The organism is Streptomyces sp. NPDC037242 (genome assembly GCF_055604165.1).
The window spans coordinates 8473-32315 of record NZ_JBVJUY010000004.1 but is presented as its reverse complement, the minus strand read 5'-3'; the positions used below and the strand labels follow the sequence as shown (position 1 = coordinate 32315).

Below are 23843 nucleotides of genomic sequence, written 5' to 3'. Positions count from 1 at the left end.
ACAGGGATACCGCTGCTACTACTTGATGATCGTGATCCGGTCCGCCGCCGGCGGGGCGATCGGGTTCTGCGGCGTCGACTTCGCCAGGAGCGCGTTGAAGCAGTCCAGGTCGGCCGCACCGTTCAGCTTGTTCTTGTGCTCCTTCAGGACGGTGAAACCGTCACCGCCGCCCGCGAGGAACTCGTTCATCGCGACCCGGTAGGTCTTGGCGGGGTCGATCGGCGCACCGTTCAGCTTCACCGAGTCCACGACGATGCGGTCCGCGCCCGCCTTCGTCATGTCCAGGGTGTAGGTGAAGCCCTTCGACACCTGGAGGATCTTCGGGTTCACCCCGTTGACCGGGCCGGTGACCTGCTGCTGGAGCGCGGTGACCAGCTGCGCGCCGGTCAGGTCCACGACGTTCATCATGTTGTTGAACGGCTGGACCGTGTAGGACTCGCCGTACGTCACGACTCCGTCGCCCTCGGCGCCCGCGGCCTTGTAGGCCAGGTCGGCACGGATGCCGCCCGGGTTCATGATGGCCAGCTGCGCGCCGCCCTTGTCTGCCGGGGCGAGCGCCTCCAGCTGCGCGTCGGCGATCAGGTCACCGAGCGGCTTCTCCGGCGACTCCGAGCCGCGGCCCGGGATGTCCGCCGAGATGTAGCCCATGGTGCGGTTGGCGACCGGCGCCGCCAGGGCCTTCCAGCGGTCGATCAGCTCGGTCATGTCCGGGGCCTTGGGCTGGTCCCGGCCCACGACCTTGTTGACCGGCTTGGGCGAGCTGACCGGCGTACGGACGATGTCCTTGGTCTGCCGGTCGTACGTCAGCGTGGTGTCCGTGAACAGCCGGCCGTAGGAGGCGGCGGAGGTCACCATGCGCGGGTTGCCCGCCGGGTCCGGGATGTTGCAGGCGTACGCCTGGTGCGTGTGGCCGGTCACCAGGGCGTCGACCTTCGCGTCCACGTTCTTGGCGATGTCCACGATGGCACCGGAGATGCCGGCGCCCGCGCCCGGGACGTCGCAGTCGTAGTTGTACGCGCCGCTCGCGGGCAGGCCGCCCTCGTGGATCAGCGCGACGATCGACTTCACGCCCTGCTTGTTCAGCTCGGCCGCGTACTTGTTGATCGTCTCGATCTCGTCGCCGAACTTCAGGCCCTTGACGCCCTCGGCGGTGACGACGTCCGGCGTGCCCTCAAGGGTGACGCCGATGAAGCCGATCTTCACGCCCCCCTTCTGCCAGACGAAGGTCGGGTTCAGCATCGGACGCTTGGTCTTCTCGTCCGTGACGTTCGCGGCCAGGTACTTGAACTGGGCGCCCGTGAAGTCCTTGCCGTACTCGAAGCAGCCCTCGACCGGGTGGCAGCCGCCGTACGCCATGCGGCGCAGCTCGGTCTTGCCCTCGTCGAACTCGTGGTTGCCCACGCTGCTGACGTCCAGCTTGAGCTTGTTCAGCGCCTCGACGGTCGGCTCGTCGTGGAAGAGCCCGGACAGCATCGGGCTGCCGCCGATCATGTCACCGGCTGCGGCGGTGACGGAGTACTCGTGGCCCTTGCGGGCCTCGCGCAGGCCGGTGGCGAGGTACTCGACCCCGCCGGCGGGTATGGCTTTGGTGGTGCCGTCGGCCTGACGTTCGCTCACCGTGCCGGAGGAGCCCTGCGGGGGCTCCAGCGTGCCGTGGAAGTCGTTGAACGACAGCATCTGCACGTCGACGGTCCGGCTGTTGGCGGCACCGCCACCACTCGCGGCCCCGGCCGGCAGTGCGGCGGCGACCATCGCCCCGGCCCCGGCCGTGACGGCGAGGGCGGTGAGGGTCAACCGGCGGGCTCGGCGGTGCCGTTGTGGCGTCGCTGACATTTAATCCCCTTTGTGGACAGCGATACTGCTTGGGAGGTCCGCCGAAGCCTATTGTCAACGCGCGTAGCACGACAGGGGGTACCGGGTATCGAGCTGGTTACATGCAGAAGGCGGATCACCGCCGGGACCCCGGGCCGCGCTCCCGCCCGCGCCCCCCGCGGTCGTAGGCTCGGCCTATGACTGACGACGCAGCAGCGGCCCTGGAGCCGGGACGGCAGATTGAGACCCTCGACGAGCTGACGGAGGAACAGGCCGACGCCGTGCTCGCCCTCATCGAGGACGCGGCGCGTACGGACGGCACCACCGCCGTGTCCGAGCAGGGCCGCCTCCAGCTGCGCGGCGGCCCGCGCGAGGGCATCCGGCACTTCCTCCTCACCGAGAAGGGGCGGCTCGCCGGCTACGGGCAGCTGGAGGACACCGACGCGGTGGAGGCCCCGGCCGCCGAGCTCGTCGTACACCCCGCGATGCGCGGCCGCGGCCACGGCCGGGCCCTGGGCAGCGCCCTGCTGGCCGCCTCCGGCAAGCGGATCCGGGTGTGGGCGCACGGCGGCAAGTCGGCCGCCCGCCACCTCGCCCAGGTGCTCGGCCTGACCCTCTTCCGCGAGCTGCGCCAGCTGCGCCGCCCGCTCGGTGCGGACGCCCCCGCCCTGCCGGCGGCGACCCTGCCGGCGGGTGTGACCGTACGCACCTTCGTACCCGGCAGCGACGACGCGGCCTGGCTCGCGGCCAACGCCGACGCCTTCGCCCACCACCCCGAGCAGGGCTCGCTGACGCAGCGGGACCTCAACGACCGGATCGCGCAGCCCTGGTTCGACGCGAAGGGCTTCTTCCTCGCGGAGAAGGGCGGCGAGCTCGTCGGCTTCCACTGGACGAAGATCCACCGCGAGCAGCAGCTCGGCGAGGTCTACGTCGTCGGCGTCCGCCCCGGGGCCCAGGGCGGCGGCCTCGGCAAGGCCCTCACCGCGATCGGCCTGCGCCACCTGGCCGACGCCGGCCTGCCCACGGCGATGCTCTACGTGGACGCCGACAACCCGGCGGCCCTCGCCGTCTACGAAGGCCTCGGCTTCACCACCCACGAGGTCGACCTGATGTACCGCACGGAGAGCTGAGCGGAGCCGGCGCCGGGTCGCCTCCGGGCGACCCGGAAACGGCTCGGCCGCCCAGGCTGACCCTGGAAGCCACACGCCATTAACCGGGCATTAAGACGCGCTTGCGACTCTCCCCGCATGCAGCCCCGACTCCGTCTGACGGCCGACACTTCCGACGCGCCTGTCCTGCCGCGTGCGCGGAACAATGGAGTCATGAGCCACAAGCCCAGCGCAGGCCCCACCGAGGTCCCCTCCCAGCACCCGTCCCACAGCTCCGCGGCCTCCGCGGAAGCCGTCGCCTCGCGCGCGGTCTCCGGAGCGCACGCGCGCCTGGGCTCCATAGCGGCGCACCGGCCCCACGTGGACCTCGAACCCGATCTCGACGCGGATCTGGACGCCTACGACGACAAGGACGGCGGAGAGCTGCCCCCCGGGCGCTTCCTCGACCGGGAGCGCAGCTGGCTCGCCTTCAACGAGCGGGTGCTGGAGCTCGCCGAGGACCCGACGACCCCGCTGCTGGAGCGCGCGAACTTCCTGGCGATCTTCGCGAGCAACCTCGACGAGTTCTTCATGGTCCGCGTCGCCGGCCTCAAGCGGCGCATCGCGACGGGCGTCGCCACCCGTTCGGCCTCAGGCCTCCAGCCCCGTGAGGTGCTGGACCTCATCTGGACCCGCTCGCGCGAGCTCATGGCCCGCCACGCCGCCTGCTTCCAGCAGGACATCTCCTCCGCGCTGGCCGAGGAGGGCATCCACCTGATCCGCTGGCCCGACCTCAGCGAGAAGGAGCAGGCCCGCCTCTTCACCCTGTTCCGCAACCAGATCTTCCCGGTGCTCACCCCGCTGGCCGTGGACCCCGCGCACCCCTTCCCGTACATCTCGGGCCTCTCGCTGAACCTCGCGGTCGTCGTGCGCAACCCCGTCAGCGGCCACCGCCACTTCGCCCGCGTCAAGGTCCCGCCGCTCCTCTCCCGCTTCCTGGAGGCCTCCCCGCAGCGCTACGTCCCGCTGGAGGACGTCATCGCCGCGCACCTGGAGGAGCTGTTCCCGGGCATGGAGGTGCTCGCGCACCACATGTTCCGCGTGACCCGCAACGAGGACCTGGAGGTCGAGGAGGACGACGCCGAGAACCTCCTCCAGGCCCTGGAGAAGGAGCTCATGCGGCGCCGCTTCGGGCCGCCGGTGCGCCTGGAGGTCGAGGAGGCCATCGACCCCGGCATCCTGGACCTCCTCGTACAGGAGCTGAACATCTCCGCCGCCGAGGTCTACCCGCTGCCCGGACCGCTGGACCTGACCGGGCTCTTCGGTATCGCCTCGCTGGACCGGCCCGAGCTGAAGTACCCGAAGTTCATCGCCGGCACCCACCGCGACCTCGCCGAGGTCGAGTCCGCCTCCGCGCCCGACATCTTCGCCGCGCTGCGCGAGCGGGACGTGCTGCTGCACCACCCGTACGACTCCTTCTCCACCTCGGTGCAGGCCTTCCTGGAGCAGGCCGCCGCCGACCCGGACGTCCTCGCGATCAAGCAGACGCTGTACCGCACCTCCGGCGACTCCCCGATCGTCGACGCCCTGATCGACGCCGCCGAGTCCGGCAAGCAGGTCCTCGTACTCGTCGAGATCAAGGCCCGCTTCGACGAGCAGGCCAACATCAAGTGGGCGCGCAAGCTGGAGGAGTCCGGCTGCCACGTCGTCTACGGGCTCGTCGGCCTCAAGACCCACTGCAAGCTCTCCCTCGTGGTCCGCCAGGAGGGGGAGCAGCTGCGCCGCTACTCGCACGTCGGCACCGGCAACTACCACCCCAAGACCGCCCGGCTCTACGAGGACCTCGGCCTGCTCACCGCCGACCCGCAGGTCGGCGCGGACCTCTCCGACCTGTTCAACCGGCTGTCCGGCTACTCGCGCCGCGAGACCTACCGCCGGCTGCTCGTCGCCCCGCGCTCGCTGCGCGACGGCCTGGTCTCGCGGATCGACAAGGAGGCCGAGCACCACCGGGCCGGCCGCCCCGCGTACGTGCGCCTGAAGATGAACTCGATCGTCGACGAGGCCCTCATCGACTCGCTCTACCAGGCCTCCCGGGCGGGCGTCCCGATCGACATCTGGGTCCGCGGCATCTGCGCCGTGCGCCCCGGCGTCCCGGGGCTCTCGGAGAACATCCGGGTCCGCTCGATCCTCGGCCGCTTCCTGGAGCACTCGCGGCTCTTCGCCTTCGGCAACGGCGGCGAACCCGAGGTGTACATCGGCAGCGCCGACATGATGCACCGCAACCTCGACCGCCGTATCGAGGCACTGGTCAGGGTCGCCGACCCGGCCCACCGCGCGGCACTGGACCGGCTTCTGGCAACCGGCATGTCCGACGCCACCTCCTCCTGGCACCTGGGACCGGACGGCGAATGGACCCGGCACAGCACGGACAGCGAGGGCCAGCCGCTGCGGCACGTTCAGGAGATGCTCATAGACGCCCGGAGGCGCCGGCGTGGCTCAGCCAAACCATGACCTGATGGCGGGTACAGCGGGTACGGCAGGTACCGCGGGCGAGGTGCTCGGCGCGTACCTGCGGGCCCAGGCCACCGCTTTCCTGCGCGGGCTGCGCCTGCACGAGGAGAGCGGGGCCGACGCCGCGGAGGGCAGCGACGCGGCGCGCAGCCTGCGGGGGGCCGCGCGCCGGATCAGCGGTTCCCTGGCCACGTTCCGGGTGGTGACCGAGTCCGCCTGGGCCGACGCGCTGCGCACCGAGCTGGTGTGGCTGTCCTCGACGCTGGCCGACGAGCACGCGTACGCCGCCCGCCTCACCCGGCTGATGGACGCCCTGCACCGGCTGTCGGGCTCCCCGGAGTTCCCGGCCCCGCGCGGCGCGGCGGCGGCCGGGTCGCTCACCGTGGGCTCGGCCCGGGCGGGCGCCCTGCTGGAGCGCCAGCTGACCCTGGCCCGGACCCGCGCGCACTCCGCGACCCTCCAGGCGCTGGGCTCCTCGCGGTTCCACGCGGTGGCCGACGCGGTGGCGGTGCTGGCTTCTGAGGTGCCGCTGGACCCCGTCGCGGCCCGCGGGCGGGTGGGCGAGGTCCTGGTCCCGCTGGCGGCGGTGGCCGAAACCCGCCTGACGGCGGCGGTGGAGGTACTGCCCCCCGCCCCGGAGGCGCACCCGTACAACCCGGACCACGACGGCCCCTGGAACGAGGTGCGCCGCCTGCTGCGGGTCCACCGCTACGCGCGCGAGACGCTGGGCGAGGACGTGGCCCGGCTGGCGGTCGCGGGCGAGGCCCTGGACCGCCACCGCGACGCGGCCGAGGCGGCGGCCGCCTCGGCGACGGCCGCGCGCACGCCGCGGATCGCCCCGGCGACGGCGTACGCATTGGGCGTCCTGCACGCCGACCAGCGCCACGAGGTGGAGGCCGCCCGGTTCACCTTCCACGACCTGTGGCAGCCGGCGCCCGCCGTTTCCTGAGGGAGGCGCGGGGCAGGAGTGCGGGTGCGGGCGTCCGCGCGGTCACGCAACGGTAACGGGTGGATAACGCCCACCGACGCCCAGGTGTCGCTCCGGCCTCCCACACCATGCCGTCCGCCATGGTTCACCATCCGTTCACCCGGCCCGGTCGGCCGCTTCACCTGATCTGCCTAATTTCGGTGGTGCACGGTGAGAGTCGCGAACGAGAAGAGCGGCCGGCCGGGCAAACCGACGTAGTCCTCTTCGCACGCCGCCCCGATACAGAAAGCGGCCGGCGGCTTCTGGAAGGAACACCCGAAAGTGAAGCTTCAGCGCAAGAACATGCTTCGTGCCTCCGCCCTCGGTGCGCTTGTCGTGTCCGGCGCCCTGGTCCTCACGGCGTGCGGCTCGGACGACAACACCAAGGACAACGGCGCTTCCGGCAAGCCGTCGGCCCCGGTGAGCGACATCAAGTGCGACGACGCCAAGGGCAAGCTCCTGGCTTCGGGCTCCTCCGCGCAGAAGAACGCGGTCGAGCTGTGGGTGAAGAACTACATGGCCGCCTGCTCCGGCGTCGAGGTCAACTACAAGTCCTCCTCCTCCGGTGAGGGCATCGTCGCCTTCAACCAGGGCACCGTCGGTTTCGCCGGCTCCGACTCGGCGCTGAAGCCGGAGCAGGTCGAGGAGTCGAAGAAGATCTGCACCGGTGGCCAGGGCGTCAACCTGCCGATGGTCGGCGGCCCGGTCGCCCTCGGCTTCAACATCGCCGGCGTGGACAAGCTGAACCTCGACGCCGCCACGATCGCCAACATCTTCAACGACAAGATCAAGAAGTGGGACGACGAGGCGATCAAGAAGCTGAACCCCGGCGTCACGCTTCCCTCCACCGCCATCCAGGCCTTCCACCGCTCCGACGACTCGGGCACCACCGAGAACGTCACCAAGTACCTCAAGGCCACCGCCGCCGACGCCTGGCCGTACGAGGCCGCGAAGAAGTGGGCCGCCCCGGGCGGCCAGGCCGCCTCCGGCTCCGCCGGTGTCGCCGCCCAGGTCAAGCAGGTCGACGGTGCGATCGGCTACTTCGAGCTCTCCTTCGCCAGCTCGCAGAGCATCAAGACGGTCGACCTGAACACGGGCGCCGCCGCCCCGGTCAAGGCCACCGGTGAGAACGCCTCCAAGGCCATCGCCGCCGCCAAGGTCGCCGGCACGGGCTCCGACCTGGCGCTGAAGCTCGACTACACCACCAAGGCCGAGGGCGCCTACCCGCTCGTCCTGGTGACGTACGAGGTCGTCTGCGACAAGGGCAACAAGGCCGAGACGCTCCCGACCGTGAAGTCCTTCCTGAACTACGCGGCCTCGGACGCGGGCCAGAAGGTCCTCCTGGAGAACGGCTACGCGCCGATCCCCGCCGAGATCAACGCCAAGGTCCGCGAGGTCATCAAGAACCTCGGCTAAATCCTGACCCCTGGGGTGGCCGGCCCCTCCCGTCCGAGACGGCCGGCCACCCCCAGGGACCCTCCCCCTCCACCCGGGGGAATCCGGTGCACCGCCGCCCGGGGGCCCGCCCCCATCCAGACCGGAAAGAACATGGCTTCCACCACACCCACCCAGATAGACACGGCTCCGCCTGTCTCCAAGAGCGGAAGGTCCACCGGCCGCGCCGGTGACAAGATCTTCGCGGGGCTCTCCAAGGGCTCCGGCATCCTGCTCCTGGTGATCATGGCGTCGATCGCCGCCTTCCTCACCTACCGCGCCTCGATCGCCCTGTCGAAGAACGAGGGGAACTTCCTCACCACCTTCGACTGGAACGCGTCGGCCAACCCGCCCGTCTTCGGCATCGCCGTCCTGCTCTTCGGCACCGTCGTCAGCTCGATCATCGCGATGGCCATCGCGGTTCCGATCGCCGTCGGCATCGCCCTGTTCATCTCGCACTACGCGCCGCGCAAGCTGGCCGCACCCCTCGCCTACGTGGTCGACCTGCTGGCCGCCGTGCCGTCGATCATCTACGGCATCTGGGGCGCCCTCTTCCTCGTCCCGCAGCTGAACGGCCTGAACCTCTGGCTGGACGAGTACCTGGGCTGGACCTACGTCTTCGAGAAGACCCAGGTCGGCGTCGCCCGCTCGCTCTTCACCGTCGGCATCCTGCTCGCGATCATGATCCTGCCGATCGTGACCAGCGTCAGCCGCGAGGTCTTCCTCCAGGTCCCGCGCATGAACGAGGAGGCCGCCCTGGCCCTCGGCGCGACCCGCTGGGAGGTCATCCGGATGGCCGTGCTGCCCTTCGGCCGCTCCGGCGTCATCTCCGCCTCGATGCTCGGCCTCGGCCGCGCGCTCGGCGAGACCATGGCCGTCGCGACCGTCCTCTCCCCGAGCTTCCTGATCTCGTTCCACGTCCTCAACCCGGGCGGCGGCACCTTCGCGCAGAACATCGCCGCGAAGTTCGACGAGGCCAACGAGTTCGGCCGGGACGCACTGATCGCCTCCGGTCTCGTGCTCTTCCTGCTCACCCTGCTCGTCAACGGCGCCGCGCGCCTGATCATCGCTCGCCGCAAGGACTTCTCGGGGGCGAACGCCTGATGAGCCACGCACTCCAGGACCAGCGCCCCAGCCGCGCCACCAGGTCCGTAGCCCCCGCCAGCCTCACCCGGGGCGGCCTGCCGCGCTGGGCCCCCGCCGCCATCGCGGTCCTCTCGACCGCCCTCGGCTGCGGCATCGGCGCCGTCTTCGGCCTCGACAGCAAGGTGCAGTGGGGTCTGATCGCCGCCCTCCTGTTCGTCGCCGTGACGTACACCTCCAGCGCGGTGATCGAGAACCGCCGCCAGGCCAAGGACCGCGTCGCGACCTCCGTCGTATGGGTCTGCTTCGTCCTCGCGGTCGTCCCGCTGCTCTCGCTGATGTGGACCACGGTCAGCCGCGGCTTCAAGCTCCTCGACGGCAACTTCCTCAGCCACTCCATGAACGGCGTGACCAGCTTCGACCAGGGCGGCGGCGTCTACCACGCGCTGCTCGGCACCATCGAGCAGGTCGGCCTGGCCACCGTGATCGCGGCCCCCATCGGCCTGCTGACCGCCGTCTACCTGGTCGAGTACGGCAAGGGCACGCTCGCCAAGGCCGTGACGTTCTTCGTGGACGTCATGACCGGCATCCCCTCCATCGTCGCGGGTCTGTTCATCCTGACGACCTGGAACCTGATGCTCGGCTTCGGCCCCTCCGGCTTCGCCGGCGCGATGGCCCTGTCGATCCTGATGATGCCCGTCGTGGTCCGCTCCACCGAGGAGATGCTCAAGCTCGTCCCGAACGAGCTGCGCGAGGCCGCCCTGGCCCTCGGTGTGCCGAAATGGCGCGTGATCCTCAAGGTCGTGCTGCCCACGGCCATCGGCGGAATCTCCACCGGTGTCATGCTGGCAGTGGCCCGCATCGCCGGTGAGACCGCGCCGATCATGCTGCTGGTCTTCGGCTCCCAGCTGATCAACGGAAACCCCTTCGAAGGTGCTCAGTCCTCGCTCCCCCTCTACATCTGGGAGCAGTACAAGGTCGGCAGTGAAGCCTCCTACGACCGGGCATGGGCCGCAGCGCTCGTCCTGATCGCCTTCGTCATGATCCTCAATCTGGTGGCCCGCGGCATCGCCCGCTGGAAGGCCCCGAAGACCGGTCGCTGACGCGACTCCTGAAAGCGAAGTGACCCCTCATGGCAAAGCGAATCGACGTCAGCGGACTGTCCGCCTTCTACGGCAGCCACAAGGCCATCGATGACATCTCGATGACCGTGGAGCCGCGCTCCGTGACCGCCTTCATCGGCCCGTCCGGCTGCGGCAAGTCCACCTTCCTGCGCACCCTGAACCGCATGCACGAGGTCACCCCCGGGGGCCGCGTCGAGGGCAAGGTGCTCCTGGACGACGAGAACCTGTACGGCCCCGGCGTGGACCCGGTCGCGGTCCGCCGCACGGTCGGCATGGTCTTCCAGCGCCCGAACCCCTTCCCCACCATGTCGATCTTCGACAACGTGGCGGCGGGCCTGCGGCTGAACGGCTCCTTCAAGAAGGCCGAGCTCCAGGACATCGTGGAGAAGTCCCTCCAGGGCGCCAACCTCTGGAACGAGGTCAAGGACCGCCTGAACAAGCCCGGCTCCGGCCTCTCCGGCGGCCAGCAGCAGCGCCTGTGCATCGCCCGCGCCATCGCGGTCGAGCCGCAGGTCCTCCTGATGGACGAGCCCTGCTCGGCCCTCGACCCGATCTCCACCCTCGCGATCGAGGACCTGATCGGCGAGCTCAAGGAGCGCTTCACGATCGTCATCGTGACGCACAACATGCAGCAGGCGGCCCGCGTCTCGGACCGCACCGCCTTCTTCAACCTGTCGGCGGTCGGCCAGCCGGGCAAGCTCATAGAGATCGACGACACGGACCGGATCTTCTCGAACCCGTCCGTCCAGGCGACCGAGGACTACATCTCCGGCCGCTTCGGCTAAACCGGGATGTTCTGAACGTCCTGCGGTGCTGCATGGCGGTGCCACCGCAAGGCGAAAGAAAGAGGGCCGGCTCCCCCTGGGTGGGGGGAGCCGGCCCGCTTTCGTTTCCCGGCGCGCTACACGAACGCGAGGTTCACGATCCAGAAGCTGACCGCGGCGACCAGGGCCGCGGCCGGCATGGTGATGAACCAGCCCAGGATGATGTTCTTGGCGACGCCCCAGCGGACCGCGTTCACCCGCTTGGTCGCACCCACACCCATGATCGCCGAGGTGATCACGTGGGTGGTGGAGATCGGCGCGTGGAAGAGGAACGCCGAGCCGAACATGATCGAGGCGCCGGTGGTCTCCGCCGCGAAGCCCTGCGGCGGGTCCAGCTCGATGATCTTCCGGCCGAGGGTCCGCATGATGCGCCAGCCGCCCGCGTACGTGCCCAGCGACAGCATCACGGCGCACACGACCTTGACCCAGATCGGGATCGCCTCGTCGGCGCCCTGCACGTCGGCGATGACCAGCGCCATCACGACGATGCCCATCGTCTTCTGCGCGTCCTGGAGGCCGTGGCCCAGGGCCATGGCCGCCGCCGACACCGTCTGCGCGATACGGAAGCCGCGCTTGGCCTTGTGCGGGTTGGCCCGGCGGAAGATCCACAGGATGGCGACCATCACCAGGTAACCGGCCACCAGACCGACGACCGGCGAGACGAACATCGGGATGACGACCTTCTCGACCACGCCGTCCCACAGGACGTCGATGCCGCCGGCCAGCGCCGCGCCCACCATGCCGCCGAACAGGGCGTGCGAGGAGGACGAGGGCAGGCCGAAGTACCAGGTGATCAGGTTCCACACGATCGCGCCGACCAGCGCCGCGAAGAGGATCCACATGCCCCGGTTCCCGTGGGGCGTCTCGATCAGGCCCTTGCTGACCGTCTTGGCGACCCCGCTGCCCAGGAAGGCACCGGCGAGGTTCATCACCGCGGCCATCGCGAGCGCGGCCCGCGGGGTCAGCGCCCGCGTCGAGACCGACGTAGCGATCGCGTTCGCGGAGTCGTGGAAACCGTTCGTATAGGTAAAGCCGAGCGCGACACCGATGGTCACGACCAGAGCGAAGGTGTCCACGAGGTTCAGGACTCCTTGACCGCGATGGTCTCCACCGTGTTCGCAACGTGCTCGAACGCGTCGGCCGCCTCTTCGAGCACGTCGACGATCTGCTTGAGCTTCAGCACCTCAATGGCGTCGTACTTGCCGTTGAAGAGCTGGGCGAGCAGCTTGCGGTGGATCTGGTCGGCCTGGTTCTCCAGACGGTTGACCTCGATCCAGTACTCGGTGAGGTTGTCCATCGTCCGCAGGTGCGGCATGGCCTCTGCGGTCAGCTCGGCCGCGCGCGCCAGCACCTCGATCTGCTGCTCGACGCCCTTGGGGAGCTCCTCCACGTTGTAGAGGACGACCAGGTCGACCGCCTCCTCCATGAAGTCCATGATGTCGTCGAGGCACGAGGCGAGGTTGTAGATGTCCTCGCGGTCGAACGGCGTGATGAAGGAGGAGTTGAGCTGGTGGAAGATCGCGTGGGTGGCGTCGTCCCCCGCGTGCTCCGCCGCCCGCATCCGCTCCGCGATCTCGGCCCGGGCGGAGGAGTCCGCTCCGAGCAGTTCCATCAGGAGCTTGGAGCCCGTGACGATGTTGTCCGCGGATGCGGCGAACATGTCGTAGAAGCTCGTCTCCCTGGGGGTCAGACGAAATCGCACGTGAGGTCCTCGGGGTGCATTGGATTCGGTCAGGCTGATGCTAGGCGCATCCCCCGGCCACGGCTAACCGGCGGTTCCCCAGTGTCCTCCATCAGGCAGAGTGGGGACGTCGGCCCCCTGCCCCTGCGGCCGCGGGCCGGTACCCTATACCCACGAGGGGTATGTATCGCCATGCATCCCCCGTTCCGGACCACGGGAGGACGCATGACCACCATCGAGGCGGAGGGCTCCGGAGCCGAAACCGGCACGGAAGCGCCGGCGGTGCACGGCTACCACCACCAGAAGGACGAGCACCTCAAGCGGCTGCGCCGCATCGAGGGCCAGATCAGGGGCCTGCAGCGGCTCGTCGACGAGGACGTCTACTGCATCGACATACTCACCCAGGTCTCGGCGAGCACGAAGGCGCTCCAGTCCTTCGCGCTCCAGCTGCTGGAGGAGCACCTGCGGCACTGCGTCGCCGACGCGGCGGTCAAGGGCGGGGCGGAGATCGACGCCAAGGTCGAGGAAGCCACGAAGGCCATCGCGCGCCTGCTGCGCACCTGACGTCCGGCTGGGGCCTCCCGGCCTCCTAGAGGCCGAGCAGGACCTCGTCGATCCGGTCCAGGCTGAGCCGGTCCTCCTCCGCCGCGGAGGCCGCGATGATCAGCTCACCGCACAGTTCGATCTCGGCGAGCGCCACGTGGTCCTGCACCGTCGTACCGCCTGCGGGAGTCACGCGTGTCACCTCTATCTGCCGCCATCGGTCGTCGGCGCTCGTCGTCTCAGCGTAGGGAGGGCGGGGCGCGGTGCGCATGACACGGAAGGACCATTTCCGGCTACCGGCCCATGGCCCGATCGCGCCGCCCCCGCAGGGCCCGGCCGGCTAGTCGGCGATCTTCCCGGCGTAAATGTCCCCGCTTGCCGGCAATACGACCGTCACCGGGGTCCCGAAGCCGTAGAGCAGCGTGGTCGATGACACATCGATCACGCCATCGTTGACGTAGGTGAAGCGGTGGCGGACCTTGCGCAGCCGACCCTGCTCGTCGAGGTACGCGTCGAAGGGCACGTTGTCCTTGCTGAACCCTTTCGCCGCCGCCTCCAGGGCGCCCCGCACGCCAGGCGAGGCGCTGCGCGCGGCCCGCGCGATGTCGGTGGTGCCCCGGTAGTGCCGCACCTTGGTGCCGGCCACCTCGGTCTCCCCGACGTACGTCACCTCCTGCGCGCCCCGGAGCAGCTCGGCCGCGGTGAGCGGGTCGGTGGCCCCGCCCGTGACGAGGTTCCCGTCCGCGAGGGTCGTCGTGTCGACCCGGACCCACTTGTCGTCGGGGACGCCGGCGCCGCGGTTCTTCATGTACAGCGCGCCGGGCACCAGCAGTTCGGTGATGGGCCGGTGCTCGGCCTTGCCCTTCACGTCGGCCGGGAGCATGACCAGGAGCTGGCCCATCCGGTTCTTGAAGTCCACCCCGCCCTCGCCCCGGATCGTGACCCGGGTGCCGCCGGTGGCCATCTCCATCGCCGTACGGGCCCGGGCGCTGCCGGTCTCCGCCAGCGCGTCCGCAGCGCCCCGGACCGCTGCGGCCGGGTCCGCGGGGGGCCGGTCGTCGCTGTCCGGGCCGCCGCACCCGCTCATCGCGGCCACGGCCAGGGCCGCGCCGACGGTGAGCGCCGCGCCACCCGCACGCCCGCGCCGCCGCCTGTGCTGGTGCACCACCATCGCCTGCCAACCCCCAACGCGTGACCGCTGTTTGCCCGAGGCCCCACCCGCTCCGCTTAACGAGATCCGGGGTTTCCCGTCACGGGGCCGGGCTCTTGGACAGTGCCCTCGGCGGCGTTACGGGGCGGGGCCGGCCCGGGTACCGTGGAGGCGTGGAACCGCACACCGAAGCGACCCTGGTCCCTCCACTCGGCTCCGTGCCGCTGCCCCGCGACCCCGCGGGGCAGGCGCAACCGCCCTCCGGCCACAGCACGAGCACCGCTGATCGCGGCTCGTTCTGCGTGGCCGTCTGCACCTGCGGCTGGAAGGGCCCGGCGCGGCGCTCGCGCGACCTGGCCCGCAAGGACGCCGCCCGCCACACGGTGGGGTAGGCCGGGGCAGCCCGCCGCCCCGGTCGCGGCGCGCGTCGCCCGTTCGGACGGCCCCGCTGGCCGCCCCGGCCGGGAGCGGATGCCCTTGACTCATGCCCCGACTCGCACCCCGACTCGCCGCCCTGATGTGGGCGCTGCTCATCTCCTTCGCGTCCGCCGCCGCGGCCTGGGCCAGGCCGGTGGGCAGTGCGGACGGGCCGGGCGACGTGGCCCTGGCCATCGGGGTCACCTCCGCCGCGGCCGTGGCCACCGGGCTGTGGCTGCGCTCGCGCTACCGCCGCGGCGGGGACGAAGGCGGCGACCCGTGACCCCGCGCCCCCGCCCGGCGGCGGTGCGGCTGTGCTTCGGGGTGGCGGGGCTGTGCCTGCTGGCGGCCGTACTGCTGTCCGTATGGGAGTCGTACGGACAGAGCTGAACCCGTATCAGGCGGCCAGGTCGCTCTCGTGCCCACGCACGGGCGGCGAGGTCTGCGCCTGCGCGAGGTCCACCGGCAGCGGCACCGCGCGGCCCCGGGCCCGTACGAGCACGCCCAGGCGCCGGGCGCGGGCCACGCGGCGCACCACCGGGGTCAGCAGCGCCATCGCGAGCGGGGCGAGCAGCAGCACGACGGCGGTGCCGAGGGCGAGGCCGCCGATGACGTCGGTCGGGTAGTGGACGCCCATGTAGACGCGGCACAGGCCCTCCAGCACGGCCAGGCCGATGCCGAGGTAGCCGAGCTTGCGGTTGGCGATGAACAGGCCGACGCCCAGGGCCATGGCGAGGGTGGCGTGGTCGCTGACGAAGGAGAACTCGCTGCGGCCGAAGGCCAGTCCGGGTTCGAGCACCTCGACCCCGGCGTGCTGCCGGAACGGCCGCGGGCGCCCGACGAACTCGCGCAGCGGGATGTTGACGAGCAGGGCGGCGGCCGCGCCCAGCGGGGCCCACACGAGCGCGGCGAAGGACTCGACGGCGGTGGCCTCGTCCTGCCGGCGGGCACCGCGCCAGCACCACAGGACCAGGAGCACCAGGGCCGCGAGGAACCCGTACTCCCCGATGGCTCCGACGGCCCGGTCGACGGCGCTCGGGGCGTGCCGGGACAGTCCGTTGATCTCGTACAGCAGGCTTACATCCAGGTTCGGCCCACCAGTTGTGAGTCCAGCCATGGTGATGCGGCCCCTTGCCCTTGCCTTGGTTCTCGTCCGGGCGCACCACGGTGTGCGCCTCTTCGCCCCCGGTGATCAGCCCTGCTGTCCATGGAACGCCCGTTCTGGCGGCTACGTTCCACTCTCCACCGAATGATCACCCCAACGTTATCGAAGAGTGACTCATCGTCGCAGCCCAGGGCCTTTGCCTCACGGAGAGTTGCCACCTCAGGCGCGCTTCGGCAGCGCCTCCGCCCCGTCCTTGGTCACGCGGGTCGCGCCGAAGTAGTCGGGCGTGTCGATCTTGTCGAAGCGGATCACGGCCCCGGTGTAGGGCGCGTTGACCATGTACCCGCCGCCGACGTAGAGCCCGACGTGCCGGATGTCCCGAGAGTTCGTCAGATCGTCGGAGAAGAACACGAGATCACCGGGCAGCAGATCCGCCCGCGAGGGATGCGGCCCGGCGTTGTACTGATCGTTCGCCACGCGCGGCAACTCGATCCCGACGCTCTCGTACGCCGCCTTGGTCAACCCGGAACAGTCGAACCGCCCACCCTGATCGGCAGTCCCGTTCCCACCCCACAGATACAGCGTCCCGAGCTGCTTCTGCGCGAAGTAAATAGCCCCGGCCGCCTGCTGCGAAGGCGCCACCCGCCCGACGGGGGCCTCGAAGCTCTTGGCGAGGGTCGTGATGGTCTTCACGTAGCCCTGGGTCTCGCGGAACGGCGGTACGCCCTGGTGCTGGACGACCGCTCCCGGACCCGCGTTGTAGGCCGCGAGCATGTTGTGGACCGGGTCTCCGGGCACCTTGCTCACATAGCGCGCCAGCTCGCAGTCGTACGAAGCGGCCGAGGGGATGGCGTCGTTCGGATCCCAGATGTCACGGTCGCCGTCGCCGTCCCCGTCGATCCCGTGCGTGGCCCAGGTACCCGGGATGAACTGCGCGATGCCCCGCGCGTCCGCCGGACTGACGATGTCGGGGTCCCAGCCGCTCTCCGAGTAGAGCTGCGCCGCGAGCAGGGCCGGCGTGAGCGTCGGGCAGAGGTTGCCCCACTTCTGCACGAGCGACTGGTACTTCCCGGGTACGGCCCCCTTGGCGAGCCCCAGCCGCCCTCCGGCACCACCCGCCAGACCGGCGGCCGCCGAGTACGTACCGACCACGAGGAGGGCGACGAAGCACAGGCACGCCCCGAAACCGATCCCACCCATCACCCAGACTCTGCGCACCCGGCAACCCTCCCCCATCGAGCGGCCTTTCCCAGGGCATTCGCCACCCGTGTCGAATCATCCCTTCTGTCGGCCGTCCCGGTCAGCCCTTACGGCCGATCCCTTCCGCCTCAGCTGATGAATCCCGTACAGAACACGCTCTTGTGTTCCGTGTCGGAAGTGGCATGCCGGAACACCACCGTCCAGCCGCCGGGCTCCTGGGCGAGCGGCGGCGCCTTGACCTTCTTGCCGTTCAGCTCCATGGAGAAGTCGTCCGGGTAGGTCAGGTTCTTCCACTCCGTCGCGACGCCCTCGTAGATGTTGCGGGCCCTGGCCACGAAGCCGAGCTGGCGGTTGTCCGTCACCGTGGTGGACCGGCCGCTCTCGTCGATCTCGTGCTGCGGCTTGACGACGACCGCCACGTAGTACGCGGGCATGTCCGGCGGGGCGTACTTCATCCGGTAGCTGATCTGGACGGTGCCCGGCTTCACTTGATGCGTGTAGTCGTTCTCCGCCGTCGTCACAGCGATCTGAAAATCCGACTTAGCGCGCTCTTCCTCGGGTTCCTTGCAGGTGTCCTTGGTGGGGTCGAAGTCGTCGATGTTCGGCCCGGTCTGCTTGATGAACACGGGCGGCCCGGCGGGGGACTGCGCGGAGGGGGACTGCGCCACCGGGCTCCCCGACGGCCCGCCGCCGCCCGGCGTCTGCGCGGCCGGGCTCCGGCCACCGGCGCGGTCGTCCTCGCTGCCCTCGCCACCCTTGCCTCCCAACGGGAGCTTCCACACGGCCACCGTCCCCACCACCGCCAGGGCCACCGCGGCGGCCACCCACAGCACCGTCCGCCGCCGGCGCGGGGCAGCGGCCGCGCTCTGCGGCCGCGCCGCGCTCCCGGGCCGGGTCGGCGTGTAGGCGTACGGCACGCCGGGTCCCTGTGTACGCATCTCGTGCACGGGCACGGCCTCGCCCAACACGCCCAGCCCGACGTACACCGGATCGTCGATCAGCGCGTCCCGCACCCCGCAGCGCCGGATGACCTCGGCCGGATCCGGCCGCTGCGCCGGGTCCTTCGCGACGCACGCCTCGATCAGCGCCGCCAGCCCCGGCTCCACCCCCGACACGTCGATCGGCTCGTGCACCGCCCGATAGCCCACCGTCGCAGCCGCGCCGACGCCGAACGGCGGCCGCCCGGTCGCCGCGTACGCGAGCGTCGCGCCGAGCGCGAAGACGTCGGCGCCGGCCCCGGCCTCGGCGCCCAGCAGCACTTCCGGCGCCGTGAACCCAGGAGTGCCCGGCGCCTGACCGTCCTGGGTGAGGGCCGTCTCGCCCACACCGCGCGCGATCCCGAAGTCGATCAGCTGCGGCCCCTGCGCCCCCAGGATGACGTTCTGCGGCTTGAGGTCCCGGTGGGTCACCCCGTACGCGTGGACGCTCGCCAGCCCCTCCGCCAGCGCCGCGAACAGCCGCCGGCAGGTGTCCGCGGGCAACGCGCCCCGCTCGGCCACGGCGTGACTGAGCGTCGGGCCCGCCACGTACTCGGTGGCGATCCAGTACGGCGGCGCCGCCAGCGAGGCGTCGATCAGGTTCGCCGTGTACGCCGACCGCACCGCGCGTACCGTCTCCGCCTCCCGGCGGAACCGCGCCAGCGCCTCCGGGTGGCCCGTGATCTCGTCCCGGATCACCTTGACGGCCACCAGCCGCCCACCCGGCGAACGCCCCAGGTACACCTGGCCCATGCCGCCGGCGCCCAGCCGGGCCAGCAGCGCCTGCGCCCCGATGTGGGCGGGATCGGTGTCTCTCAGGGCCTCCATCCGCCCGAGGGTGTCACACCGACTTCCGCTCCAGGAAGCCGGGTTGGGATCACCTCGGGGCCACGAACAGGCTCTGCGCGCTCCGTCCGATCGGGCCCTTCTCGTCGTGGAGCCGGGCGTCCGCGAGGCCGATACCGGCCGCGTCCACGCTCGTACGGGCCTCCACGCAGGCCCATTCGCCGACGGGGTGGCGGTGCAGGTGGACGGTGAGGTCGCCGTTGATGAAGACGTAGCGCCCGAAGTCCATGACCGCGCTGATGCCGTTGCCGGAGTCGGCGGCGATCAGCACCCGGTCCAGGGCCCGGACCTCCTCGCCCGCGATGAGCGGGACCTTCATCCGCATCCAGCAGGTGCCGGGCCCGGGCTCGACGAACGCGCCCTCGGTGAAGCGGGTCTCCATGGCGGAGTGGTAGCCGGTCTCCCACGGCACCGGGAAGAACGGGGTCACCCCCACCTCCCCCGGCGGCGGCAGCATCGGCCCGGGCGCCACCGCCGGTACGGCCTCGGCCGCGACCCGGATGCGCAGGGCCCGCGCCAGCATCACGGGCGCGCCGCCCGCGGGGCCGAGGGCGGCCTCGACCACCTCGGTGCTGCGCCCGGCCCGCAGCACGCTGGTGGTGAGCTCCAGCATGCCGATCGGTACCGGGCGCAGGATCTCGTACGTGATCCGGGCGATCCGCATGTCCTCGCGCGCACCCGGCCGCTCCTCGACGGCGCGCCCGAGCAGCGCGGCCGGCGGCCCTGCGTGCTGCGAGCCGGGGTCCCACGGCCCGCGCGTGTACTCGGTGGCCTGGAACCGGCCCGTGTCGATCCGCTCGTAGAACGCCTCGGGAGTGCCCATGCCCCGCACGCTACCGACTGGTAACCGGGCTTGCCAGCCCTTCGGCACTTGACGCGGTACCCGCGCAGCGGCCCTGCGGCCCGGCTCAGCGGGCGAACCCCAGCCCCACCCCGAGCCCCACCAGCACCGAGCCGATGGCCCGGTTCAGCGCCTTCTGGGCCTTCAGCATCCGCTCGCGCAGGCGCGAGTTGGAGAAGAAGAGCGCCACCGCCGCGAACCAGCCCAGGTGCGCCGCCGACATGAACAGCCCGTAGCCGGCCTGCTGCCACATCCCGGTGTCCGGGTTCACGACCTGCGTGAAGGTGGACACGACGAACAGCGTGGTCTTCGGGTTCAGGACGTTGGTCAGGAAACCGGAGCGCATCGCTCCGAGCGGAGTCAGCTGCGGCTTCGAATCCAGGTCCACGGTCACCTCGGCGCGCGCCCGGAAGGTGCGGATGCCGATCCACACCAGGTACGCGGCTCCGGCCAGCTTGATCGCCGTGAACAGCGCGGTGGAGGAGGCGATCAGCAGACCGACCCCGAGCATCGTGTACGAGACGTGGACCAGCACTCCGGCCGCGACCCCGGCGGCCGCGAACAGCCCGGTGGGGCGGCCGTAGAGGTAGCTGTTGCGGACCACCATGGCGAAATCGGCGCCGGGGCTGATGACGGCGAGGAGGGTGATGACGGCGACTGCGATCACTTCTGTCATGGGGCGATGCTCACCGGACCCCGGCATTCGATCAAGGCCGTTCGCTCTGCGGATACTTGAGCCATGACCATGACGACGCCGCCGCCGAACGAGCCCACCGCCCCGAGCCCGGCCCATGCCTCGACCGAGGCCCTGACCCTGCGCCCCTTCCACCCCGGCGACCGGGCGCGGCTGCGCAGCTGGATCACCACCGAGGCCGAACTCGTCACCTGGGCCGGCAACGGCTTCCGCTGGCCCCTCGACGACGCCCAGCTCGACGCCTACGCCGCGGAGCCCGGCCGCCACATCTGGACCGCGGTCCGCGGCAAGGACCCCGAGGGCGCGGCAGTCCCCGTCGGGCACATCACCCTCAACGGCACCCGCCTGGGCCGCGTGGTGATCGCCCCCGAGGCCCGCGGGCAGGGCCTGGGCGAGGCCCTGCTCACCCTCGTGATCCGACGCGCCTTCGGCGAGCTCGGCCTCCCGGAGATCGGGCTCGGCGTCTGGGCCCACAACACCGCCGCGCTCCACCTGTACGAGAAGCTCGGCTTCCGCACCGAGGAGGTACTGCCCGGCGTGGAGGAGGTCGACGGCGTCCCGTGGACCGCGGTCCAGATGCGACTCGAAGCCCCCGAGCGGTGACAATGGACCCGTGCCATCGAATGCTGCCCCGAACCCCACCCCCGCCCCCGCCCTGCGAGCGGACTGCGCCAACTGCTTCGCGCTCTGCTGCGTCGCCCTGCCCTTCGCCAAGTCCACCGACTTCGCCGTGAACAAGGCCGCCGGAACCCCCTGCTCGAACCTCCAGCAGGACTTCCGCTGCGGCATCCACACCCGGCTCCGCGACAAGGGCTTCCAGGGCTGCACCGTCTTCGACTGCTTCGGCGCGGGCCAGCAGGTGTCACAGGTCACATTCGGCGGCCGCGACTGGCGCACCCACCCCGGCACCGCCCGCCAGATGTTCGACGTCTTCCCCGTGATGCGGCAGCTGCACGAGCTGCTCTTCTACGTCACCGAGGCGCTCACCCTCCCCGACGCCCGCCCCGTGCACGCGGAGCTGCGCCTGGCCCTGGCCGAGACCGAGGCCATGACCCGCGCCGACGCCGAGACCCTCGCCCCGTTCGACGTGGGCGCGCTGCGCCAGGGAATCAACGCCCTGCTCCTGAAGACGAGCGAGCTCGTACGGGCCAAGGTGCCGGGCCGCACGAAGAACCACCGCGGCGCCGACCTGATGGGCGCCCGCCTCTCCGGCGCGGACCTGCGCGGGGCGAACCTCCGCGGGGCCTACCTGATCGCGGCCGACCTCAGCCGGGCCGACCTGCGTACGGCCGACCTGATCGGCGCGGACTTCCGCGACGCCAACCTGCGCGACGCCGACCTGCGCGGCGCCATCTTCCTCACCCAGCCCCAACTAAATGCCGCCCAGGGCACCCCCTCCACCCGCATCCCCCCCACCCTCACCCGCCCCACCCACTGGACCTGACCCACCCGCAGCCCGCAGCCCGCTCCCCGCGCCCAGCGGGCTCGGGTCAGCCGCCCACACCACCCCGGCGCCAGGCGCCCGATCCCCCCTGCCAGTACCGCCGCCTTCCGGCCCACGCCCACCTCACCCTCGGCCTGCCTGGAGCCCCCGGGCCACCACCGCGGCCCTCCTCGGCGCGGCCGGCGCACTCCGCCAACGCCCCACCCGGGCCGCCGCAGCGGCTCCGGGGCATTTCCAGCCCCGCCGGCGTTGGAGGCGCGGGGCCTGGGGCGGAGCCCCAGCAGCGGCGCCGCACACACCCACGCACCCGCAGCGCCCCCACCGCGCCCCGGCAACGCCACCGGCACGGCCGGCCCCTCACACCCGGGCCAGAAACTCCCGTACCGCCGCGCCGAAGCCCTCCGGGTCGCCCTCGTGCACCCCGTGCCCCGCCGGCAGTTCCACCAGCCGCACCCCCGGCCGCCGTAGCGTCATCTCCCGCGCGTGCTCCGCCGACAGCACCCCGCTGCGGTCCCCCCGGACCAGCAGCGTCGGCCGCCGCACCGCCAGCCAGTCCGCCCAGTGGTCACCGTTGAGCCCGCGCTGCGACTCCACCATGTCCTCCGGCACGAACGCCGTACCCCACCCGTCGGGATACTCGCGCAGCGACCCCGCCAGGAACGGCGCCGAGCTGCCCGTCCCCGCCAGCAGCGCCTCCCGGCTCGCGGCCCGCCGCGGCCACCCCACCGCGAAGGACAGGTCGCCCTCGACCACCGCGCCTATGTCCTCGACCACCACCGCCCGCACCAGCTCCGGCCGCCGCGCCGCGAGCTGGTACGCATTGACCCCGCCCAGCGAATGCCCCAGCACCACCGCCGGCCCCAGCCCCAGGTGCTCCAGTAGGGCCGCGGCGTCCGCGACGTACCCGTCCCGCGAGTACTCCGCGGCCCGGTCGGACTCCCCGTGCCCCCGCTGGTCGAGCGTGATCACCCGCCACCGCGGCCCCACCTCCCGGGCCAGCCGCCCGAAGGTCGCCCCGTCCTGGAAGTGCCCGTGCAGCGCGAGCAGCGGCGCCCCGGGCCCGCCGAAGTCCGTATAGGCCAGCCGGCGCCCGTCGGAGGTCTCCACGACCCCCGGCAACGGCCCCAGCTTGTCGATCACCCGCTGCCGCAGCAGCTGGTACTCCTCCCACCGCCTCGGCAGCCGCCCTCCCGGCCGCTTCCCCATCGGCCGCCCCGGCGTGACCACCTGCCCGCGCCGGAACTGCTCCCGGGTCAGGTCGATCCGTATCCCGCCGGGCATGACGTTCCAGCAGTGGAAGCCCTGCTGCTCCCCGTCCAGCCAGACCTCACCGCACATCAACTCGCCGCCGACTATGTCCTGGACGACCAGAGACGTGATGTCGCAGTGCCCCCAGGCCGGATTGTCGGCCGTCCAGGGCGCCCGCTCGACGTCATCGGGCGAGCAGGTCTCGGCCGACCATCCGGCCCGGACGGCCGCCTCGATGTCTGCCAGAGTCCACGGAATCGTCATGTCCAAAAGCCTGCCGCACCCCACTGACAACCCCACTGACAACCCTGCTGCCAACGGCACCGGACGGCCCACCCAGCGCTCGCCGGACATTTGTGCGCCCCTCGCGCACCCACCCGCCCCCCGATCGGACGTTACGGTCCGCCGTTGAGCCAATACGGTGAGCCACGCAACCGGAAGATGATCGTCATCAACCGGGCCCACCTGGAGGTTTCCCCACCATGCGACGTCTGACCAGAACCCTCGGCACCCTCGCGGCCGCCGCCACCCTCGCCCTGGGCCTCGGCGGCTCCGCGCACGCGTCCTCGGGAGAACTGGTCATCAACGACCGCGCGATCGGCGAACCCTACGGCTGCGTCTTCCACAACGGCCCGGCCGTCGTCACCAACCACACCGACAACCCGGTCCTCGTCACCAGCGGCCCCTGGTGCAGCGGCCTGGTCATCGGCGCCATCCACCCCGGCCGGACCGTCTTCGCACCGTTCCGCTCGAACCCCTACGTCCCGTAGCCCGGCCGGGGGGGGGGGGGGGGGGGGGGGGGAAAAAGGAAAAGAGAGAAGGAAAAGACCAACACACCAAACCCACCACACCAA

General features: G+C 71.2%; 24 protein-coding genes. 13 read left to right on the top strand and 11 right to left on the bottom strand.

The genetic code is table 11. The features are described from left to right. Nucleotides 1-18 precede the first annotated feature (18 nt). Nucleotides 19-1833, bottom strand: coding sequence for a bifunctional metallophosphatase/5'-nucleotidase (locus ACZ7GJ_RS06915; protein WP_470750116.1), 1815 nt, complete (start codon nt 1831-1833; stop codon nt 19-21). Between the two features lie 176 nt (nt 1834-2009). On the opposite strand from ACZ7GJ_RS06915, the gene mshD reads away from it, so the two are divergent. The 7 genes from mshD (at nt 2010) to pstB (ending at nt 10804) form a co-directional block, all read left to right on the top strand. Continuing rightward, nucleotides 2010-2942: a mycothiol synthase gene (gene mshD, locus ACZ7GJ_RS06910; RefSeq protein WP_470750115.1), complete on the top strand. Its 933-nt coding sequence runs from the start codon at nt 2010-2012 to the stop codon at nt 2940-2942. A 192-nt stretch (nt 2943-3134) separates the two neighbouring features. Then, entirely contained in the window at nt 3135-5411 is a 2277-nt protein-coding gene (locus ACZ7GJ_RS06905) for an RNA degradosome polyphosphate kinase (RefSeq protein WP_470750114.1), read from the top strand. A gap of 4 nt (nt 5412-5415) precedes the next feature. Then, the gene (locus ACZ7GJ_RS06900) at nt 5416-6360 is read left to right on the top strand and encodes a CHAD domain-containing protein (protein ID WP_470750113.1); all 945 of its coding nucleotides are present in this window, start codon (nt 5416-5418) and stop codon (nt 6358-6360) included. A gap of 300 nt (nt 6361-6660) precedes the next feature. Continuing rightward, nucleotides 6661-7794, top strand: coding sequence for a phosphate ABC transporter substrate-binding protein PstS (pstS, locus tag ACZ7GJ_RS06895; protein WP_470750112.1), 1134 nt, complete (start codon nt 6661-6663; stop codon nt 7792-7794). A 132-nt stretch (nt 7795-7926) separates the two neighbouring features. Further along, complete coding sequence (gene pstC / locus ACZ7GJ_RS06890) at nt 7927-8916, top strand: phosphate ABC transporter permease subunit PstC (RefSeq protein WP_393819303.1); 990 nt, start codon at nt 7927-7929, stop codon at nt 8914-8916. Continuing rightward, nucleotides 8916-9998 (top strand): phosphate ABC transporter permease PstA, encoded by a 1083-nt coding sequence (gene pstA, locus ACZ7GJ_RS06885; RefSeq protein WP_470750111.1) that lies wholly within the window; start codon nt 8916-8918, stop codon nt 9996-9998. The genes pstC and pstA overlap by 1 nt, the downstream gene beginning before the upstream one ends. A gap of 29 nt (nt 9999-10027) precedes the next feature. Continuing rightward, nucleotides 10028-10804 carry a phosphate ABC transporter ATP-binding protein PstB gene (gene pstB, locus ACZ7GJ_RS06880; protein WP_470750110.1) on the top strand — a complete coding sequence of 259 codons (777 nt, stop codon included), beginning with the start codon at nt 10028-10030 and terminating at the stop codon, nt 10802-10804. Nucleotides 10805-10920: 116 nt separating this feature from the next. Here the strand turns inward: pstB and ACZ7GJ_RS06875 are convergent, their stop codons facing one another. Both ACZ7GJ_RS06875 and ACZ7GJ_RS06870 read right to left on the bottom strand, forming a co-directional pair. Further along, the gene (locus tag ACZ7GJ_RS06875) at nt 10921-11919 is read right to left on the bottom strand and encodes an inorganic phosphate transporter (protein WP_470750109.1); all 999 of its coding nucleotides are present in this window, start codon (nt 11917-11919) and stop codon (nt 10921-10923) included. 5 nt (nt 11920-11924) lie between these two features. Beyond that, on the bottom strand, nt 11925-12545 hold the full coding sequence (locus tag ACZ7GJ_RS06870) for a DUF47 domain-containing protein (protein ID WP_365924998.1): 621 nt from the start codon (nt 12543-12545) through the stop codon (nt 11925-11927). A 204-nt stretch (nt 12546-12749) separates the two neighbouring features. Between ACZ7GJ_RS06870 and ACZ7GJ_RS06865 the strand changes: the two genes are divergently transcribed. Next, the gene (locus ACZ7GJ_RS06865; protein WP_365925000.1) at nt 12750-13088 is read left to right on the top strand and encodes a metal-sensitive transcriptional regulator; all 339 of its coding nucleotides are present in this window, start codon (nt 12750-12752) and stop codon (nt 13086-13088) included. A gap of 25 nt (nt 13089-13113) precedes the next feature. Here ACZ7GJ_RS06865 and ACZ7GJ_RS06860 read toward each other — a convergent pair whose 3' ends face one another. After that, entirely contained in the window at nt 13114-13260 is a 147-nt protein-coding gene (locus tag ACZ7GJ_RS06860) for a hypothetical protein (protein WP_365925044.1), read from the bottom strand. 147 nt (nt 13261-13407) lie between these two features. Then, a complete protein-coding gene (locus tag ACZ7GJ_RS06855) occupies nt 13408-14238 on the bottom strand; it encodes an SCO4651 family lipoprotein (RefSeq protein ID WP_470750108.1) in 831 nt (276 codons plus the stop codon). 152 nt (nt 14239-14390) lie between these two features. Between ACZ7GJ_RS06855 and ACZ7GJ_RS06850 the strand changes: the two genes are divergently transcribed. Beyond that, nucleotides 14391-14609, top strand: a complete 219-nt coding sequence (locus tag ACZ7GJ_RS06850; RefSeq protein WP_470750107.1) for a hypothetical protein — start codon at nt 14391-14393, stop codon at nt 14607-14609. Between the two features lie 92 nt (nt 14610-14701). Continuing rightward, entirely contained in the window at nt 14702-14917 is a 216-nt protein-coding gene (locus ACZ7GJ_RS06845) for a hypothetical protein (protein WP_470750106.1), read from the top strand. 114 nt (nt 14918-15031) lie between these two features. Here the strand turns inward: ACZ7GJ_RS06845 and ACZ7GJ_RS06840 are convergent, their stop codons facing one another. The 5 genes from ACZ7GJ_RS06840 to ACZ7GJ_RS06820 form a co-directional block, all read right to left on the bottom strand. Further along, entirely contained in the window at nt 15032-15751 is a 720-nt protein-coding gene (locus ACZ7GJ_RS06840) for a phosphatase PAP2 family protein (RefSeq protein WP_470750105.1), read from the bottom strand. Between the two features lie 207 nt (nt 15752-15958). Beyond that, nucleotides 15959-16939, bottom strand: coding sequence for a C40 family peptidase (locus tag ACZ7GJ_RS06835; protein WP_470750104.1), 981 nt, complete (start codon nt 16937-16939; stop codon nt 15959-15961). A gap of 128 nt (nt 16940-17067) precedes the next feature. Then, the gene (locus tag ACZ7GJ_RS06830) at nt 17068-18744 is read right to left on the bottom strand and encodes a serine/threonine-protein kinase (RefSeq protein WP_470750103.1); all 1677 of its coding nucleotides are present in this window, start codon (nt 18742-18744) and stop codon (nt 17068-17070) included. Nucleotides 18745-18793: 49 nt separating this feature from the next. Further along, nucleotides 18794-19585 (bottom strand): thioesterase family protein, encoded by a 792-nt coding sequence (locus tag ACZ7GJ_RS06825; RefSeq protein ID WP_470750102.1) that lies wholly within the window; start codon nt 19583-19585, stop codon nt 18794-18796. A gap of 85 nt (nt 19586-19670) precedes the next feature. After that, nucleotides 19671-20279, bottom strand: coding sequence for a LysE family translocator (locus tag ACZ7GJ_RS06820; protein WP_470750101.1), 609 nt, complete (start codon nt 20277-20279; stop codon nt 19671-19673). A 63-nt stretch (nt 20280-20342) separates the two neighbouring features. Here ACZ7GJ_RS06820 and ACZ7GJ_RS06815 point away from each other — a divergent pair, with 63 nt between their 5' ends. Both ACZ7GJ_RS06815 and ACZ7GJ_RS06810 read left to right on the top strand, forming a co-directional pair. After that, on the top strand, nt 20343-20900 hold the full coding sequence (locus tag ACZ7GJ_RS06815) for a GNAT family N-acetyltransferase (RefSeq protein WP_470750100.1): 558 nt from the start codon (nt 20343-20345) through the stop codon (nt 20898-20900). A 10-nt stretch (nt 20901-20910) separates the two neighbouring features. Next, the gene (locus ACZ7GJ_RS06810) at nt 20911-21741 is read left to right on the top strand and encodes a pentapeptide repeat-containing protein (protein WP_470750099.1); all 831 of its coding nucleotides are present in this window, start codon (nt 20911-20913) and stop codon (nt 21739-21741) included. Nucleotides 21742-22098: 357 nt separating this feature from the next. Here ACZ7GJ_RS06810 and ACZ7GJ_RS06805 read toward each other — a convergent pair whose 3' ends face one another. Beyond that, nucleotides 22099-23253, bottom strand: coding sequence for an alpha/beta fold hydrolase (locus ACZ7GJ_RS06805; RefSeq protein ID WP_470750098.1), 1155 nt, complete (start codon nt 23251-23253; stop codon nt 22099-22101). A gap of 218 nt (nt 23254-23471) precedes the next feature. On the opposite strand from ACZ7GJ_RS06805, the gene ACZ7GJ_RS06800 reads away from it, so the two are divergent. Next, nucleotides 23472-23759 (top strand): hypothetical protein, encoded by a 288-nt coding sequence (locus tag ACZ7GJ_RS06800; RefSeq protein ID WP_470750097.1) that lies wholly within the window; start codon nt 23472-23474, stop codon nt 23757-23759. Nucleotides 23760-23843: the final 84 nt, after the last annotated feature.